The sequence below is a fragment of the Ensifer sp. CCNWLY38 genome (assembly GCF_037120565.1).
GTDB classification, from domain to species: domain Bacteria; phylum Pseudomonadota; class Alphaproteobacteria; order Rhizobiales; family Rhizobiaceae; genus Ensifer; species Ensifer adhaerens_H.
Window position 1 is genome coordinate 709,235 of record NZ_JBBBBO010000001.1, and the last position, 16,134, is coordinate 725,368.

At 64.1% G+C, this 16,134-nt stretch carries 12 protein-coding genes, 1 tRNA gene and 1 pseudogene; 9 read left to right on the forward strand and 5 right to left on the reverse strand.

Translation table 11 applies throughout. The features are described 5' to 3' along the window. Nucleotides 1-34 precede the first annotated feature (34 nt). Nucleotides 35-658, reverse strand: a complete 624-nt coding sequence (locus V7S54_RS03475; protein ID WP_065372450.1) for a FecR family protein — start codon at nucleotides 656-658, stop codon at nucleotides 35-37. Between the two features lie 216 nt (nucleotides 659-874). Between V7S54_RS03475 and V7S54_RS03480 the strand changes: the two are divergent. Together V7S54_RS03480 and V7S54_RS03485 are read left to right on the forward strand one after the other, a co-directional pair. After that, nucleotides 875-1,420, forward strand: a pseudogene (locus V7S54_RS03480) (sel1 repeat family protein); the annotation flags it as partial. After that, the gene (locus V7S54_RS03485) at nucleotides 1,397-1,735 is read left to right on the forward strand and encodes a tetratricopeptide repeat protein (protein WP_327077963.1); all 339 of its coding nucleotides are present in this window, start codon (nucleotides 1,397-1,399) and stop codon (nucleotides 1,733-1,735) included. The pseudogene V7S54_RS03480 and the gene V7S54_RS03485, both read left to right, overlap by 24 nt. 175 nt (nucleotides 1,736-1,910) lie before the next feature. On the opposite strand, the gene V7S54_RS03490 is transcribed toward V7S54_RS03485, so the two are convergent. Next, a complete protein-coding gene (locus tag V7S54_RS03490; RefSeq protein WP_065372276.1) occupies nucleotides 1,911-2,945 on the reverse strand; it encodes a proline racemase family protein in 1,035 nt (344 codons plus the stop codon). A 195-nt stretch (nucleotides 2,946-3,140) separates the two neighbouring features. Here V7S54_RS03490 and spdA point away from each other — a divergent pair, with 195 nt between their 5' ends. From spdA to V7S54_RS03525, 7 genes are all read left to right on the forward strand, one after another. After that, entirely contained in the window at nucleotides 3,141-3,947 is an 807-nt protein-coding gene (gene spdA, locus V7S54_RS03495; RefSeq protein WP_065372275.1) for a 2', 3'cyclic nucleotide phosphodiesterase SpdA, read from the forward strand. 40 nt (nucleotides 3,948-3,987) lie between these two features. Next, on the forward strand, nucleotides 3,988-4,299 hold the full coding sequence (locus tag V7S54_RS03500; RefSeq protein ID WP_057248253.1) for a YkgJ family cysteine cluster protein: 312 nt from the start codon (nucleotides 3,988-3,990) through the stop codon (nucleotides 4,297-4,299). 186 nt (nucleotides 4,300-4,485) lie between these two features. Then, the gene (gene putA / locus V7S54_RS03505; RefSeq protein WP_065372274.1) at nucleotides 4,486-8,193 is read left to right on the forward strand and encodes a trifunctional transcriptional regulator/proline dehydrogenase/L-glutamate gamma-semialdehyde dehydrogenase; all 3,708 of its coding nucleotides are present in this window, start codon (nucleotides 4,486-4,488) and stop codon (nucleotides 8,191-8,193) included. A gap of 351 nt (nucleotides 8,194-8,544) precedes the next feature. Continuing rightward, on the forward strand, nucleotides 8,545-9,129 hold the full coding sequence (locus V7S54_RS03510) for an IMPACT family protein (RefSeq protein ID WP_065372273.1): 585 nt from the start codon (nucleotides 8,545-8,547) through the stop codon (nucleotides 9,127-9,129). 185 nt (nucleotides 9,130-9,314) lie between these two features. After that, on the forward strand, nucleotides 9,315-10,301 hold the full coding sequence (locus V7S54_RS03515; RefSeq protein ID WP_065372272.1) for an aldo/keto reductase: 987 nt from the start codon (nucleotides 9,315-9,317) through the stop codon (nucleotides 10,299-10,301). A gap of 40 nt (nucleotides 10,302-10,341) precedes the next feature. After that, nucleotides 10,342-10,773 (forward strand): DUF1810 domain-containing protein, encoded by a 432-nt coding sequence (locus tag V7S54_RS03520; protein ID WP_065372271.1) that lies wholly within the window; start codon nucleotides 10,342-10,344, stop codon nucleotides 10,771-10,773. 590 nt (nucleotides 10,774-11,363) lie between these two features. Further along, on the forward strand, nucleotides 11,364-11,690 hold the full coding sequence (locus tag V7S54_RS03525) for a hypothetical protein (protein WP_065372270.1): 327 nt from the start codon (nucleotides 11,364-11,366) through the stop codon (nucleotides 11,688-11,690). Between the two features lie 193 nt (nucleotides 11,691-11,883). Here the strand turns inward: V7S54_RS03525 and V7S54_RS03530 are convergent. The 3 genes from V7S54_RS03530 to V7S54_RS03540 all read right to left on the reverse strand — a co-directional run bounded on the left by V7S54_RS03530 (nucleotide 11,884) and on the right by V7S54_RS03540 (nucleotide 16,104). Continuing rightward, nucleotides 11,884-11,960, reverse strand: a tRNA-Arg gene (locus V7S54_RS03530). Between the two features lie 249 nt (nucleotides 11,961-12,209). Next, nucleotides 12,210-13,691 carry a sensor histidine kinase gene (locus V7S54_RS03535; protein ID WP_065372269.1) on the reverse strand — a complete coding sequence of 494 codons (1,482 nt, stop codon included), beginning with the start codon at nucleotides 13,689-13,691 and terminating at the stop codon, nucleotides 12,210-12,212. A gap of 412 nt (nucleotides 13,692-14,103) precedes the next feature. Next, complete coding sequence (locus tag V7S54_RS03540) at nucleotides 14,104-16,104, reverse strand: methyl-accepting chemotaxis protein (RefSeq protein ID WP_065372268.1); 2,001 nt, start codon at nucleotides 16,102-16,104, stop codon at nucleotides 14,104-14,106. Nucleotides 16,105-16,134 lie beyond the last annotated feature (30 nt).

Here is a 16,134-nt window from a genome sequence, read left to right on the forward strand (position 1 = left end):
CGCGAAGCGGCTTGTGGTCCGGAATAGCGGCGGCTCAACGCGTTAGCCCGACGCTGGCATAGGCTTCCCTGATACGCGGCTCACCCCATTTGACGGGCTCGCTCGGGGCGTCACCGCGATGATGAAACTCCACCCCCTGCCCTGCAGCGACGGTCCGGGTCACGCCGCCACGCGCGACCGAAACGCTCCCATGTTCGACGAAAACGGCAAAAGCGGCCCGGCTCGGCCCGCAAAAGAACTTAGTGCCGCGCACGCCGATCATGCCGAAGGCCGTGCGGACCGCAACATCGACCTTGGGCAAGCCCTCGGGCCGATCGAACACCATGCGGCCCGTTCCGAGTTCGAGCGTACCGCCCTGACCGGCGATGAAGCTGTCGACCAGCAGCTCGGTTTCGGCGCCGAGCAGCACGCGCGTATCGGTGCCGAGGTTCAAGGTCGCATAGCTCTCGGCGTTCGTGCGCACCCGGTCGTTCTCGAAGAGCTGGCTACCGACCGTGAGCGCGTCGTCCTTTTCCGCCTGCTTCCGTCTAACGTCGCCGCGGACCTCCGTTGCCTCGCCAAGTGAGGGGCTTGCCCAGGAGGTGGCGACACCGCCGCCGGCCGCCGTCAGCAGCAGGCCACCGACGACAACGCGTCGGCTCACCAGCATCTTGCGCATTGGCGCTGCCAGATCTTCCATTGCCCCTCTCCCGTTTGAGCGTTGCCGACATTCGAAGATAGCCCCGGCGTTCCCGGATGCAAGCCGGCTCAAAGGCCCGGCTCTTTATGTTCCTCCGTCACTTCGCCAGAGCTTTCGCCACCGGGCTGTTCCCGCCGGAACAGCCCTCCGCCAAAGTCGCCGATAAATTCATCGTCAAGACAAGGGGAGAGCATCATGGAAAAGCGCAGCACATCCGGCACCCGCATCATCAACGCCCTCCTGCTGGCGATCGTCAGTCTGCTGGCAGTGGCCGCGATCGCTCTCCCGTCGGCACGCGCTGCCGAGCTCTCCGCAGCCGAAGTCTGCGACCGCGAAGCGGGCAGCATCTTCGACCTGCAGCGCAACCAGACTTTCCCGGCCGTTGCCACCGAAGACATCAGGATCGGGGTGGCGCTTTCGGCCTGCCGCGAGGCCTATAACCAGAAGAGCGGCGCTCGCACCGAATTTCAGCTTGCCCGTGTGCTCGACAAGGCCGGCCAGAAGATCCAGTCGCTGCGCATTCTCGGTGAAGCCGCCGAACACGGCCACGCACTGGCGATGACCAACTATGCTGTTCTCGTTGGTGAACAGGGCGACACGGCAACCGAATTCGCGCTGAACCAGAAGGCGGCCGCCGCCGGCAACATTCTCGGCGCCTATAATCTCGGCGTCTCCTACCGCGACGGCATGGGCACGGCGGTCAACGGCAAGCTGGCGATCGAATGGTTCGAACGGGCATCGCTCGCCGGCGACGACGTCGCCGCCTTCAACCTCGCGGTCATCCTGGACGAAGGCAAGCTGGTGCCGGAAGACAACGCCAAGGCTGCCAAGCTTTATCACCTGGCCGCAGACCGCGGCAATGTCGATGCCATGGTCAATCTCGGCCTGATGCTCGAGAACGGCGAAGGCACCGCCAAGGATATCCCGGCCGCCCGTGCGATCTTCCGTAAGGCCGCCAACGAGGGTGACGCCTTCGCCGAACGCAAGCTCGCGGAGCTTACCGGCAGCGACGCCCTGCAGACGGCCATGCTCGGCAAGACCAGCCGTATCAAATAATCCAACACGCCTCCCAAGGGCCGCGCGGGCCGGAGATCATAGGGATCTTCGGCCCGCGCTTCTTTTTTGAAGCAGCGCAATTCCGGACGGAAATCCGCTGCGCACTTTTCCTGGAATTGGCCTGAAACCTCGCAAATCCGGACGGAAAACCGCTGCACACTTTTCCTGGAATTGCTTAGCGAATTTCACCCGCCTGCGGCCCCCAGGTATCCGTCAGCGCAAAGCCGTCGGCCAGCGGATCGAACGGGTCGAGCGCCACCTGGTGCAGGCCGAAGGTCCAACCGCGGCCCGAAATGGTCGGGATGATCGCCTCGCGGCCGGCAACGGTCGTCACGCCTTCGAGGCCCACTTCGAATTCAGAGCCGATGATAGAGCGGGACTTCAGGACGTCGCCAACCTTGACCTTGCCGCGCGCATGCAGCGTCGCAAGGTTGGCCGAGCTGCCGGTGCCGCAGGGCGAACGGTCGACACGACCCGGCCACATGGTCGTGCAGGTGCGGATCGTGCCATCCGCCTCGACATCGCGGAACATGACGTAGGCAACGCCCTTGATTTCCGGGATCTCCGGATGGACGACCGGGATGGTGCGGTTGACGATATCCTTCAGGATCATGCCCGCTTCGACGATCTCGCGGGCGTTCGGCTTGTCGATCGTGGTGCCGATCTGGCCGACATCGACCAGTGCGTAGAAGATGCCGCCGTAGCAGAGATCGAGCTTGATCTTGCCCCACTTCGGCGTATCGACCTCGACGTCGAGCTCGTGCACGAAGGACGGGACCATCGTCAGCTTCACCTTCTCGCAACGGCCGTCGCGGCAGGTCGCGGTTGCCTTGACGAGACCGGACGCCGTGTCGAGCATCACCACTGTCTCCGGCTCCTTCATCTCGATGATGCCGGATTCGAGCAGCGCGGTCGTGACGCAGATCGAGTTCGAGCCGGACATGGCATGCGCCTGGTCGGCCTGCAGGATGATGAAACCGGCATCGGCTTCAGGCCGCTTCGGCGGCACCAGCAGGTTGACCGATCCGATCGAGCCGGAGCGCGGCTCCAGGCACAGGAACCGGCGCAGGCTGTCATCGACCGTGTTGATGTGGTTGAGCTGCTCGGCGATCGAGGTTCCCGGGATCTTCGGCACGCCGCCGATCGCGACCTTGCCGATCTCACCCTCGCAATGAACGTCCAGCAACTGGATCGTGCGCTTCCACCGCATGCCGTTTCTCCAACTCGCTTGCCGTCGCCTAGCGGCGATCATGGCTGATATATCAGATGCGTTTGCATTAGCGCTTTCCTAGAGCCGTCGCAAGGAAAACCGCTGGACTCTCGGAGAGTCGCCCCAAAGTTGCCGCTTGACGCGTCGCACGCCGCGCGACAGCTTGGGCTACCTACGACGTCACCGCTGGATCCCATGACAAAGCTGATCATCTTTACCGACCTACACATGGTGCCCGAAGGCACGACGATCATCGGGCTTGATCCCTACCAGCGCCTTGCCAATGGCATCGAACACGTCAACCGTTACCATGCGGACGCCGACCGGGTGATTTTCACCGGCGACCTCACCCACTACGCCGATCGCACCTCCTACGAACGGCTGAAGCAGCTTATCGATCAACTCACGCCGCCGGTTGCCATAACCATCGGCAACCACGATCGGCGCGAGGTCTTCCTCGATGTCTTTGCCAATACGGCGACAGACGAGCACGGCTTCGTGCAGCAGGCGATCGATTTCCCGGACTGCCGTGCCATCCTGCTCGATACGCTCTTTGCGCCGCCCTATGATTATCCCACCAGCCATGTCGGCGTGCTCTGTGCCAAACGTCTCGCCTGGCTCGACCGGCAGCTTGCCGAGGCCGGCGACAAACCGGCGCTGCTGTTCATGCATCATCCGCCACACAGAACGGGCTTTACCGGCATGGACATGATCCGGCTCGCCAACGAGACGGAGTTCTACGCGCTTGTCAAACGACACGGCAACGTGCGGCATATCTTTGCCGGCCACGTGCACCGCACGATCAGCGGCTCCAGCCGCGGCATTCCCTTCTCGATCTTCAAGAGCCCCGTGCACCAGCAGCCGATGCCCTTCGACACACCCGATACGTCTCTGTCTGTCGACGAGCCGGCGGCCTACGGCATCGCCGTCGTGACCGACGATGGCGTGCTGGTGCATACGGAAGACTACGAGATTGCCCGCCGGGACGCGACCATCGCGTGAGGGCCATTTCGGACCGCGGACCTTCATGCTAGTTTGGCGCATGACCCATTCCGCTTCCGACGACATCTTCGATTGCCAGAGCTGCGGCGCCTGCTGCGCCTATTCGGCCGACTGGCCGCGCTTCTCGCTGGAGACGGACGAGGAGCTCGACCTGATACCGGCGGAATATGTGTCGGCCGATCTCGGCGGCATGCGCTGCGAGGACGATCGTTGCTCCGCACTCGGCGGCAAGCTCGGCGAGCACGTCGGCTGCAAGATCTATGCGATCCGCCCGATCGTCTGTCGCACCTGCATGCCCGGCGACGACGAGTGCCTGATGGCGCGCGAGAAGCATTTCGGCAAGGCAGCCTGATCTCTGATCATCCGGTGATATCGCGAACAATCCGCATTGTCTCCGGTCATGTTCGGCCGCAGCGGTGAAACATTCCGCAAAAGACAAAAAATGCCGGATGGATGTACGGCGAAAGGAAGCGTATTTTCCGCCCACGATCGGGGGCGCGCCGCGCCCTCCAAACCGCTTCCCGGAGGATAGCGCTCGATGAGCCAGACACCGCTTCAAAAGACCACGACCGAAACCGGCGCGCCGCAGGCTCCCTTCGCCGATTTCGCCCCGCCGGTGCGGCCGCAGAGCACGCTGCGCCAGGCAATCACCGCCGCCTACCGCCGCCCGGAAACGGAAGCGCTGCCGGCGCTGATCGAAGCCGCAACGCTTGACGCCGCGACCCGCGCGGCAGCGGCCAAGACCGCACGCAAGCTGATCGAGGCACTGCGCGCCAAGCACAAGGGCTCGGGCGTCGAGGGTCTGGTGCAGGAGTATTCGCTGTCGAGCCAGGAAGGCGTGGCGCTGATGTGCCTTGCCGAAGCGCTGCTGCGCATTCCTGATACCGCAACGCGCGACGCGCTGATCCGCGACAAGATCTCCGACGGCGACTGGAAGTCGCATATCGGCGGCGGCCGCTCGCTGTTCGTCAACGCCGCCACCTGGGGTCTCGTCGTCACCGGCAAGCTCACCGCCACCGTGAACGACCGCAGCCTTTCGGCCGCTCTGACCCGTCTCATCGCCCGTTGCGGCGAGCCGGTCATCCGCCGCGGCGTCGACATGGCGATGCGCATGATGGGCGAACAGTTCGTGACCGGCGAGACCATCGACGAGGCGCTGCGCCGTTCGCGCGCGCTCGAACAGAAGGGCTTCCGCTATTCCTACGACATGCTCGGCGAAGCGGCGACGACGGCTGCCGACGCGGAGCGCTACTACCGCGACTACGAGACGGCGATCCACGCCATCGGCAAGGCGTCCGCCGGCCGCGGCATCTATGAAGGCCCCGGCATCTCGATTAAGCTTTCAGCGCTGCACCCGCGCTATGCCCGCGTCCAGGCCGCGCGCGTGATGAGCGAGCTGCTGCCGAAGGTGAAGGCGCTCGCTCTCATCGCGAAGAAATACGACATCGGCCTCAACATCGACGCCGAGGAAGCCGACCGCCTCGAACTCTCGCTCGACCTGCTCGAAGAGCTCTGCCTCGACAAGGACCTCGCCGGCTGGGCCGGCATGGGCTTCGTCGTCCAGGCCTATGGCAAGCGCTGCCCCTACGTGCTCGATTTCATCATCGACCTTGCCCGCCGCGCCGAGCGCCGCGTCATGGTTCGCCTCGTCAAGGGCGCCTACTGGGACGCCGAGATCAAGCGCGCCCAACTCGACGGTCTCGAAGACTTCCCGGTCTATACCCGCAAGATCTACACCGACGTCTCCTATATCGCCTGCGCCAAGAAGCTCTTGGCCGCAACCGACGTGATCTTCCCGCAGTTTGCCACCCACAATGCCCAGTCGCTCGCAACCATCTACGAAATGGCCGGCAAGGACTTCAAGGTCGGCAAGTACGAGTTCCAGTGCCTGCACGGCATGGGCGAGCCGCTCTATGACGAAGTGGTCGGCAAGGGCAATCTCGACCGTCCCTGCCGCATCTACGCGCCCGTCGGCACGCATGAGACGCTGCTGGCCTATCTCGTTCGCCGCCTGCTCGAGAATGGTGCGAACTCCTCCTTCGTCAACCGCATCGCCGATCCGAAGGTCTCGGTCGACGAGCTGATTGCCGATCCGGTCGAGATCGTGCGCGCCATGCCCATCGTCGGCGCGCCGCATGACCAGATCGCTCTGCCTGACAATCTCTTCGGCGAAACGCGCCGCAACTCGGCCGGTCTCGACCTCTCTAACGAAGCGGGCCTCACCTCGCTGACAGCAGCGCTGCAGGCCAGTGCGGCCGTCGACTGGAAGGCCGTTCCGCAGCTGGCAACCGGCACTGCCTCGGGGGAAACGCGGGCCGTCGTCAACCCCGGCGATCACCGCGACGTGGTCGGCTCGGTCACCGAGGCTTCGGAAGCCGATGCCCGTCAGGCCGCGACCCTTGCCGCCAAGGCGGCCGCAAGCTGGGCCGCCGTCTCGCCGGCCGAACGTGCTTCTTGCCTGGTGCGCGCCGCCGATCTGATGCAGGCACGCATGCCGACCCTGCTCGGCCTCATCGCCCGCGAAGCCGGCAAGTCGCTGCCGAACGCCATTGCCGAAGTGCGTGAAGCGATCGACTTCCTGCGTTACTACGCCGAACAGACGCGTCGCACCCTCGGCCCGGCCCACAAGGCGCTTGGGCCCATCGTCTGCATCAGCCCGTGGAACTTCCCGCTGGCGATCTTCACCGGCCAAATTGCCGCGGCCCTCGTCGCCGGCAACCCGGTGCTGGCAAAGCCCGCCGAGGAGACGCCGCTGATCGCCGCTGAAGGCGTGCGCATCCTGCACGAGGCCGGCGTCCCCGCCGACGCCCTGCAGCTTCTGCCCGGCGACGGCCGCATCGGTGCTGCCCTCGTCGCAGCCCCGGAAATCGCCGGCGTGATGTTCACCGGCTCGACCGAAGTCGCCCGCCTGATCCAGGCGCAGCTTGCCGACCGGCTGTCCCCGGCCGGCCGGCCGATCCCGCTGATTGCCGAAACCGGCGGCCAGAACGCCATGATCGTCGACAGCTCGGCGCTTGCCGAACAGGTGGTCGGCGACGTCATCGCCTCGGCCTTCGACAGCGCCGGCCAGCGCTGCTCGGCGCTGCGTGTTCTCTGCCTGCAGGAAGACGTCGCCGACCGCACGCTTTCGATGCTGAAGGGCGCGCTGCATGAGCTGAAGATCGGCCGCACGGATCGGCTGTCGGTCGATGTCGGCCCGGTCATCACTGCTGAGGCCAAGGGCATCATCGAAAAGCACATCGATGCCATGCGCGGCCTCGGTCGCAAGGTCGAACAGATCGGCCTTGCCTCGGGAACCGAACAGGGCACCTTCGTGCCACCGACGATCATCGAGCTCGACAAGCTCTCCGACCTGAAGCGCGAAGTCTTCGGGCCGGTGCTGCACGTCATCCGTTACCGCCGCGACGATCTCGACCAGCTGATCGACGACATCAACGCCACCGGCTACGGCCTGACCTTCGGCCTGCACACGCGCCTCGACGAGACGATCGCCCATGTCACCTCGCGGGTGAAGGCGGGCAATCTCTACGTCAACCGCAACGTTATCGGCGCCGTTGTCGGCGTTCAGCCCTTCGGCGGACGCGGCCTCTCCGGCACCGGCCCGAAGGCCGGCGGTCCGCTCTATCTCGGCCGTCTCGTGGCCACCGCCCCGGTCCCGCCGCAGCACAGCTCCGTTCATACCGATCCGGCGCTGCTCGACTTTGCCAAGTGGCTCGACGGCAAGGGTGCCAAGGCGGAAGCCGAAGCTGCCCGCACCGCCGGCAGCAACTCGGCCCTCGGCCTGCTTTCGGAGCTTCCGGGCCCGGTCGGCGAACGCAACCTCTATGCGCTGCACCCGCGCGGCCGCGTCCTGCTGGTGCCGGCGACGGAAACCGGTCTCTACCACCAGCTGGGTGCTGCGCTTGCCACGGGCAACACCGTAGTTGTCGACGCTGCCTCCGGCCTGCAGGCCTCGTTGAAGGACCTGCCGGCGAGCGTTTCCGCCCGGCTTTCCTGGTCGAAGGACTGGGCGGCGGATGGCCCGTTCGCGGGCGCTCTGGTCGAAGGCGACGGCACCCGGGTGCGCGAGGTCAGCAAGGCGATTGCGGGCCTGCCTGGCCCGCTGGTTCTGGTGCAGGCTGCCTCCACCGAAGAGATCGGCAAGAACCCCGACGCCTATTGCCTGAACTGGCTGCTCGAGGAGGTCTCAACGTCGATCAACACGGCGGCTGCCGGCGGCAATGCCAGCCTGATGGCGATCGGCTGATCGTCACTCGTCCTCACAGACAAGAATGCCTCTCCCGAACGCGGGGGAGGCAATGAAGGGCTGGGGCTTCACCCGGTCGTCGTGGCGCTGCCCTCTCCTCTTCATCTCTGTGCTTGTCACAGAGATCCAGCTGCGCAGCGTCGGCGGCGCGAAAGAACCTTTCAAGGCGCCACTGCAGACGGAGTCTTCTCACGGCGCAGACGCGCCGTGACTGGATTTCTGTAACAAGCACAGAAATGAGGGCCGGAAAAGTTCGGACCCGCTCCGATACTCAAGCCTGGGCCGCGGTACAAACCGTGGTGGCGCCCTTGCCCGCAATCCGTTATCAGCGTTTCAGAAACGGAAGCGGCCATGTTCACCCTCAAGCGCATCGAAACGGCAACCCAGGACGTCAAGAAGAGCCGGTTCCTGGCGATTGCCGCACCCGTTGCCGACGAGCAGGCGGCGAAAGAGTTCCTGAGCGCCCATTCCGATCCCACGGCGAACCACAATTGCTGGGCCTGGCGCCTCGGCCAGGCCTATCGCTTCAGCGACGACGGCGAGCCGAGCGGCACGGCCGGCAAGCCTATTCTCGCCGCGATTGGCGGCCAGGAGCTCGACCGGGTTGCCGTGGTGGTCACCCGCTGGTTCGGCGGTATCCTGCTCGGCAGCGGCGGGCTGATGCGCGCCTATGGCGGTACGGCGGCACTCTGCCTCAGGGCGGCGGAGAAGATCGAGATGATCGAAACCGTGCGCGCGACCGTCGCAGTCGACTTTTCCGACATGGCCCTGATCAAGGCGCGGCTCCTCGCCCGCGACGTGACCATTGCCGGCGAGAGCTTCACAGACAAGGGCCCGGTCCTGACCGTGGACCTGCGCAAGGATGAAGCGGAGACGATTCTTTCCATGGTCGTCGATATCAGCCGCGGCAAGGCCGTAGTCTCGCTCGACGACTAGCTCCCGGCGCGCCCACGCCCCAAGCGATCAGCTTCCGCCCGAAAACGCGTTCTCAGGCAGCCTGTCGAGAAAAGTGTGCGCGGTTTCCCGCTCTCTATCTCGCTCTAATTTACTCGATCAGACCGGTCATAATAGAAGCGCTCCACACAGCCTATGATCGACGACGCAAAACAGGAGACAGCACCATGAAAACGAGAGTTCTTGGCAAGACCGGCGCCACCATTTCCGAGATCGGCTTCGGCGCCTGGCAGATCGGAGGCTCCTGGGGCGATGTCAGCGAGGCAGACGGCAAGCGTGCACTCAATGCCGCACTTGATGCCGGCGTCACCTTTGTCGACACGGCCGACGTCTATGGCGATGGCCGGTCCGAAAAGATTATCGCGGCGGTGTTGAAGGAGCGCGGCGGCGACAAGCCCTTCGTCGCGACCAAGGCCGGCCGCCGGCTCAGCCCGCATGTCGCCGAGGGTTACACGGGCGAGAACATCGAGGCCTTCATCGACCGCAGCCTCGCCAATCTCGGCGTCGAGACGCTCGATCTCGTACAGCTGCACTGCCCTCCGACCGAGGTCTACTATCGTCCGGAGCTGTTCGGTGCGCTGGACCGGCTCGTCGCCAAGGGCAAGATCCGGCACTACGGCGTGTCGGTCGAAAAGGTCGAGGAAGCGCTGAAGGCGATCGAATATCCCGGCGTTGCGACCGTGCAGATCATCTACAACATCCTCCGCCAGCGCCCGCACGAGCTGTTCTTTGCGGAGGCTCAGAAGAAGAATGTCGGCGTCATCGTACGCGTGCCGCTCGCCTCCGGTCTGCTCTCCGGCAAGATCACCCGGGAAACCGCCTTTGCCGCTGACGATCACCGCAACTTCAACCGGCACGGCGAAGCCTTTGACGTCGGCGAGACCTTTGCCGGCGTGCCGTTCGAAGCCGCGCTGGAAGCCGTCGAGCAGCTTCGTCCGCTGGTGCCCGGAGGCGTGCCGATGGCACAGTTCGCGCTACGCTGGATCCTCGAGCAGCAGGCCGTCTCGGTGGTCATCCCCGGCGCCCGCAACGAGGCGCAAGCGAAATCCAACGCCGCGGCCAGCGCACTCTCAGCCATCGACGAGCAGACCAAGGCGGCCATCACCGCAGTTTACGAACGGCTGGTGAAGGTTCATGTTCATCATCGCTGGTAACTGACGCCACCGCTGCAGGCGTGGGCAAGGAGACGCGGCAATGGCTGATCCCTTCGAGCTCAAACGTTTCGTCGAAGCCCAGGACCGTGTCTATGCCGCGGTTCTGGACGAGCTCAGCGACGGCCGCAAACGGACGCACTGGATGTGGTTCGTCTTCCCGCAGATCGCCGGCCTCGGCCACTCGCCGATGGCAGAGCGCTATGCGATCTGTGGGCTCGACGAAGCGCGGGCCTATCTCGCCCATCCGCTGCTGGGGCTGCGGCTTCGGCAATGCACCGAACTGGTCAATTCGGTTTTAGGGAAATCGGCACACGACATATTCTCGAGCCCCGACGACGTGAAGTTCCGGTCATCGATGACCTTGTTTGCCGAGGCCGACGAAGGCGGGCGCCTGTTCCAACAGGCGCTTGAGCACTATTTCGAGGGAGAGAAGGATCGGCGCACTCTGGACATACTGGCGCACCGGCGGTGACGCCAACGCTCGCGGAACGTCGCTTGGTTCCGTCAGAGATTGGGCGTCGAGTTAACCAGGAAGAACAGGATCGTGAAGGCACATATCGAAAGGCCAGCTACGATCACCAGCAGTTCTTTCATCATATAGCGATACATCCGGCACCTCCTTTCCTTCAGTGGCCGCGGTATCTTCCTGAATATAGGAAGTCATTGGGCCAATTCTCAGACACAGGCGTCAAAAGTTCGTGAAGGCGCTTCCGCCTTTTTGTGATCCGGAGTCACTATCCCCCAAAGGCTCCGAGACGGGTTCGGCGCCTCCACGACCTATGAAGATAACATTATACTAATATATATTCTTTGTCACGTAACCACTTCGGAGCATTGAACAATTGCCCCCACGCTCCGTGCGGCGAATATGTCGCACTGGCAAAAATCGTCGTGACTGTGGGCAAGGCCCCTAGCCCTCGAAGTAGACGGTCATCCGCAAATGACGATGCTCGTCGACGAGCAACGTCTCATGTGCGAAGTCGGCACCGACCTCGTCGTCGGCTCCGCACCGACCTCGTCGTCGGCTCCGCACCGCCCGAGAAGGCAGGCTCCGCCTCGGCCATGACCGAATCCATGCAGGATCTCGGCATTTCGCTCGGCGTCGCAGTGCTCGGCAGCATCTCGACGGCGATCTACCGCCATTCGGTTGCTCTCAGCACTCCCGATGACCTCGGCGCCGCAGCCGACGCGGCTTTCAGCGGCAGTCTGTGGGGCGCGCTGGCGGTGCTGACGGAACTGCCGGCGGGCCTCATCGAGAATGCGCGGGCCGCCCTTACGGCAGGCCTCAGCAGCGCAGCCATCCGCAGCGCGATCGCCGTGACCATCCTTGCGGTCCTCGCAGCGGTGGCGCTGCGTCATATAAAGAAACTCGGGCCGTCATCCGAGTGAGCGGGATCGCTCGGCCGTTCGCGCACCGCCGCCAAAGCGATCGGCACGCAACCAAGCGTGGCCGAACGGCTGCGCGACCGACGGCTGCGCCAACGTCGCACAGCGCCACGCTTGACTGAAAGGATGGCCCCAAAACGCAAAAATCCCCGCGCAACGACGGGGATATAGACTAGCCTAAGCTATTGAAGAAGAATGGCGCACCCGAAGAGATTCGAACTCCTGACCCCCAGATTCGTAGTCTGGTGCTCTATCCAGCTGAGCTACGGGTGCTTGCCTGAAGCGGTCGAACCGCTTGCGTGAGCGGTTCTCTAAAGGGTCCTTTCGGGGATTGCAAGCGCCGTTCGGTAAAAAATTTCATTTTTACGACGGCGTCCCGTTTTGCTGTGGACGAACAAGACCATGCCGGCGCGCAGACGCTTTGGAAAGCAGGGCGTCGCGGCAGAAATGCCAAATACAGAAAATATTCTGGGGCAGCAGCGTTTGCACAGGCTCCACCCGGAACTTGAGAACGTTTGCAGCCTAGTGGCGGAATTTCGAGCGGAACGCGTCGAGCGGCACCGGCCGGTCGGGCAGTTCGATGCGGAAGAGCGTGCCGGGCGTCGGCTTTTCGACAAGCGCGATCGTGCCGCCATGGGCGAGCACCAGTTCGCGCGCGATCGCGAGACCAAGTCCGGTGCCGCCGGAGCGGGCCGAGCCGCGGAAAGCGGCAAACAGGTTTTCCCGCGCCTTCGGCGGCATGCCGGGGCCGGTATCGTCGACGGAAATGGTGACGACGCTGCCGATGCGCATGGCCGACACCGTGACCAGCCGCGGACGGCCGTCTTCCGGTTCGTGGTTGGTCAAGGCCTGGACGGCATTGCGGCAGATATTGTGCACCACCCGGAAGAGCTGCTCGCTGTCCGCGTCGACCTCGATGTCGTCCTGCATCTGGATCTGGAAATCGATGCCCGCCTGGGGATCGATCGCCAGCAGTTCGGCGACATCGGACACGAGCGGCTTCAGCGCCACGAAGCGTCGATGCGGCTCGGCCTCGGTGGTGCGGCCATAGGAGAGGACTTCGCGCGTATAGCCGACGGCCCGGTCGATGGTGCGCAGCAGGGTCGGGGCGAAACGCTTGACCACGGGATCGTCCACGTCGGCCAAGCGGTCGGAGATCAGTTGTGCCGAGGACAGGATGTTGCGCATGTCGTGGTTGATCTTCGACACCGCAAGGCCAAGCTCGGCAAGGCTCTTCTGCTGCTTCAGCGTCTTCTGCAATTCGCGCTGCATGCTGGCGAGATGCTGGCCGGCGACGGCAAGCTCATCGCGCCCCTCCGGCGGCACGAGCACCCGACCCGGATCGGCCGGATCGTCGGAGAATTCCTGCATGTTCGCCGTCATCCGCCGGATCGGCGTGATCAGCATGCGGTTGATGGCGAGGAAGATCAGTGCCGCCGTGATCAGCGAAATGACGATCGACAGGAAGAAGACGTTGCGCGAATAGACGAGCATCGCCTTGCGCAGGCTCGCATCCTTCATCAGGAGCTCGATCGTCGCGTCACTTTCGCCGAGCGGCCCATAGACACGGATCACACGATCGCCGCCGAAGAGCAGGGTGTCGAAGGCATCGCGGATGGCGCCAAAAGCCGTAGCATTGGCGACGTCGTACTCGCCCTCGATCTCAAGGGGCATGTCGGTGAGCGCGATCATGCGCGACGCATCCTTGCGGCGGATGACGATCGCCTTCGTGCCGGTCGCCATCAGCGTGTCCTTCTGGACGCTCCGCGGCAGCTCGACATTCTGCAAGCCATCGACGACGACGGCGGCGGCAGCAGCCGTGTTCAGCCGATCCTCCAGCCAACGAATGCGCATGGTCGCGACAGACGGTGCGAAGATCAGCACCTCCGCCAGCATGACGAAGACAATGGTCAGCAGGAGCAGCTTGCCGGAGAGACCCCGGAAGAACCCCGCACTCGTCTTTGGTGGCTCACTTGCCGTTGCCGGACGCGTCTCTTCCGCCATGCCTTACAAACTTCCCTGCCCGTCAACCAAAGCGCCCGAGACCCCGTACAAATGTCCGAGCCAAGGAGCTTCGCGCCAAGGGTCCATAATAGGAGATGGCCATCTGTTTTCCAATCTCAGAGGGATTGGGCGCGGCGCGGCATAGGCGCGGACATCATTCGGTGTCGCGCCGTTGACAATTGCAAAGGACCACATCCCGATTTATCTCCCTCCCCTCGCATCGCTCTGGCCTACCTGCACAGAATCCGGATCGCTGTAAGTCACCCAGGGAACAGTGCTGCAACGCTTCGGGGATTGCGGCTGGCGGCAGTGCCGTGAGACCGGCGACTGGCATAGGAGGCACCCCCAAAAAGCGAACCCGCGGCACCAGAGGTACCGCGGGCTCCGAACACCTGGCGAGGCAAGTCGCCGATCAGAACTCTTGCCAATCGTCCTTCGCCACAGCCGCGGCGGAGCCGCCGCCAAAGGCGCGGGCGACGTTGCCCATCATGCGCCGCGCCGGCGATTCGACCGGGCGGGCGGTTTCACGCGCGACGACCACCGGCCTTGCCGCGGTATTGTCCACCTTGAAGTAGGCGATCAGGTTGGCGAGGTTGTTGGCCTCGGCGGAGAGCTTGTGGGTGGCGGCATTCGCCTCCTCCACCATCGCCGCGTTCTGCTGGGTCACCTGGTCCATCTGGTTGACCGCGGTGCTGACTTCGCTGAGGCCCGTCGACTGCTCGCGCGCCGCCGTTGCGATCGAGTGGATATGATCGTTGATCTTCAGGACGCGGTCTTCGATCTCACCGAGAGCCGATCCGGTTTCCTGAACCAGCCGGACGCCGGTCGCCACTTCGCTGCCCGACTTCGAGATCAACGACTTGATGTCCTTGGCGGCACTTGCCGCACGCTGGGCAAGCTCGCGCACTTCCTGTGCGACAACCGCAAAGCCCTTGCCAGCATCGCCGGCGCGTGCTGCCTCGACGCCGGCATTCAGCGCCAGGAGGTTGGTCTGGAAGGCGATTTCGTCGATCACGTTGGTGATCTGGCCGATCTCGCTCGAAGCCTGCTCGATGCGCCCCATGGCGTCGACGGCGTTGCGTACGACGGCGGCCGACTGCGCGGCGCTGTGCTTGGCCTCATTGACCATGACGGTCGCTTCCTGCGCCCGCTCGGTCGAGCTCTTCACCGCAACGGTGATCTCATCAAGCGCGGCGGAGGTTTCCTCGAGGGCCGCGGCCTGCTGCTCGGTGCGCTTCGAAAGGTCGTCGGCTGCTGCACGCAGTTCGGACGAGTTGCCGTTGATCGTGTCGGTCGTCACGCGGACTTCACGCAGCGTCTTCTGCAGCGTCGACAGCGTCTCGTTGACGTTCTTCTGCAGCTCGGCGAAGGCGCCCTGGAAATGGCCGTTCATGCTCTGGGTCAGGTCGCCGCCCGCGAGGCTCGCAACGACCCGGCGGGTCTCGGCGATACCCGCATCGACGCTGCCGACCAGTTCGTTGACACTTGCGGCGAAGCGGTTGAGGTCGTCGTTCTCGTAATCCTTGCCGATGCGCTTGGTGAAATCACCGGCAGCAGCGGCCGCCACGACGACGCCGATGCTCGACTGGAGATCGGCGCTCTTTTCGCGCAGCACCGCTTCCTGCGCGTTGAGGTCGCGAACGGCAAGGCCGTTCTGCTTGAAGACCTGAACGGCCTCGGCCATTTCGCCGATCTCGTCCTTGCGGCCGGCGAAGGGCACGTCGACGGTCAGATCGCCGCCAGCCAGCTGCTTCATCTTGCCGGTCAGCTCGAGGATCGGGCGGCTCAAATGGTTCGTTGCGATATAGAAGGCCGCGCCGAGGCCGGCCAGCATGCCGAGGCCGGCGATACCCAGGATGACGATGACCACCGAGCGCTCGAAGACCGCGACCTCCGCGGTGACGACTTCAAGTGTCTTCAGATTGATATCGGCGACGGAGTCGATCTGTTGCTGGAAGGCCTTGCGGTTTGCGCGATTGGCATCATTGTTGCCTTGCTCGCTGGCAGCCTGGGGCGAAACCTGTTCGCCGAGGCGAGCCGTTTCGACGCGGAACGTCTTGAACTCCTGCGCCTTGCTGACCAGCGTATCAAAGGAGGCCTGTGTGTCGGCGGGGATCAGCGGGCGCCACTCGGCGAGCAGCGTGTCGATCTTGTCAAGGCTCTTGCGGATACCCTCGGCAAAGGGCTTGGCCTTTTCGACGGTCGGGGCGGCATAGATACCGCGCGATTCCATCACCACCGTGGTCACCAGGCGGTTCAGGCGTTCCGCCTTGAAGGCGCGCGCAGCGACATTCTCGTACTGATGGAATTTCTCGTTGTACTTGGCGACCGCCACGAGCGACATCCCGGTCACCGCAACCGCCAGCAGGCTCATGATCCCGACGATCAGATAGATTTTACCGCGTATTTTCATCCCGACCTCCACAAGGTCGCGAGACCTGTC

Bases quoted from the DNA above. Each gene is read 5' to 3' on its own strand.
- V7S54_RS03475 (WP_065372450.1), bottom strand. From the start codon at position 658: ATGCGCAAGATGCTGGTGAGCCGACGCGTTGTCGTCGGTGGCCTGCTG.
- V7S54_RS03490 (WP_065372276.1), bottom strand. From the start codon at position 2,945: ATGCGGTGGAAGCGCACGATCCAGTTGCTGGACGTTCATTGCGAGGGT.
- spdA (WP_065372275.1), top strand. From the start codon at position 3,141: ATGACAAAGCTGATCATCTTTACCGACCTACACATGGTGCCCGAAGGC.
- V7S54_RS03500 (WP_057248253.1), top strand. From the start codon at position 3,988: ATGACCCATTCCGCTTCCGACGACATCTTCGATTGCCAGAGCTGCGGC.
- putA (WP_065372274.1), top strand. From the start codon at position 4,486: ATGAGCCAGACACCGCTTCAAAAGACCACGACCGAAACCGGCGCGCCG.
- V7S54_RS03510 (WP_065372273.1), top strand. From the start codon at position 8,545: ATGTTCACCCTCAAGCGCATCGAAACGGCAACCCAGGACGTCAAGAAG.
- V7S54_RS03515 (WP_065372272.1), top strand. From the start codon at position 9,315: ATGAAAACGAGAGTTCTTGGCAAGACCGGCGCCACCATTTCCGAGATC.
- V7S54_RS03520 (WP_065372271.1), top strand. From the start codon at position 10,342: ATGGCTGATCCCTTCGAGCTCAAACGTTTCGTCGAAGCCCAGGACCGT.
- V7S54_RS03525 (WP_065372270.1), top strand. From the start codon at position 11,364: ATGACCGAATCCATGCAGGATCTCGGCATTTCGCTCGGCGTCGCAGTG.
- V7S54_RS03535 (WP_065372269.1), bottom strand. From the start codon at position 13,691: ATGGCGGAAGAGACGCGTCCGGCAACGGCAAGTGAGCCACCAAAGACG.
- V7S54_RS03540 (WP_065372268.1), bottom strand. From the start codon at position 16,104: ATGAAAATACGCGGTAAAATCTATCTGATCGTCGGGATCATGAGCCTG.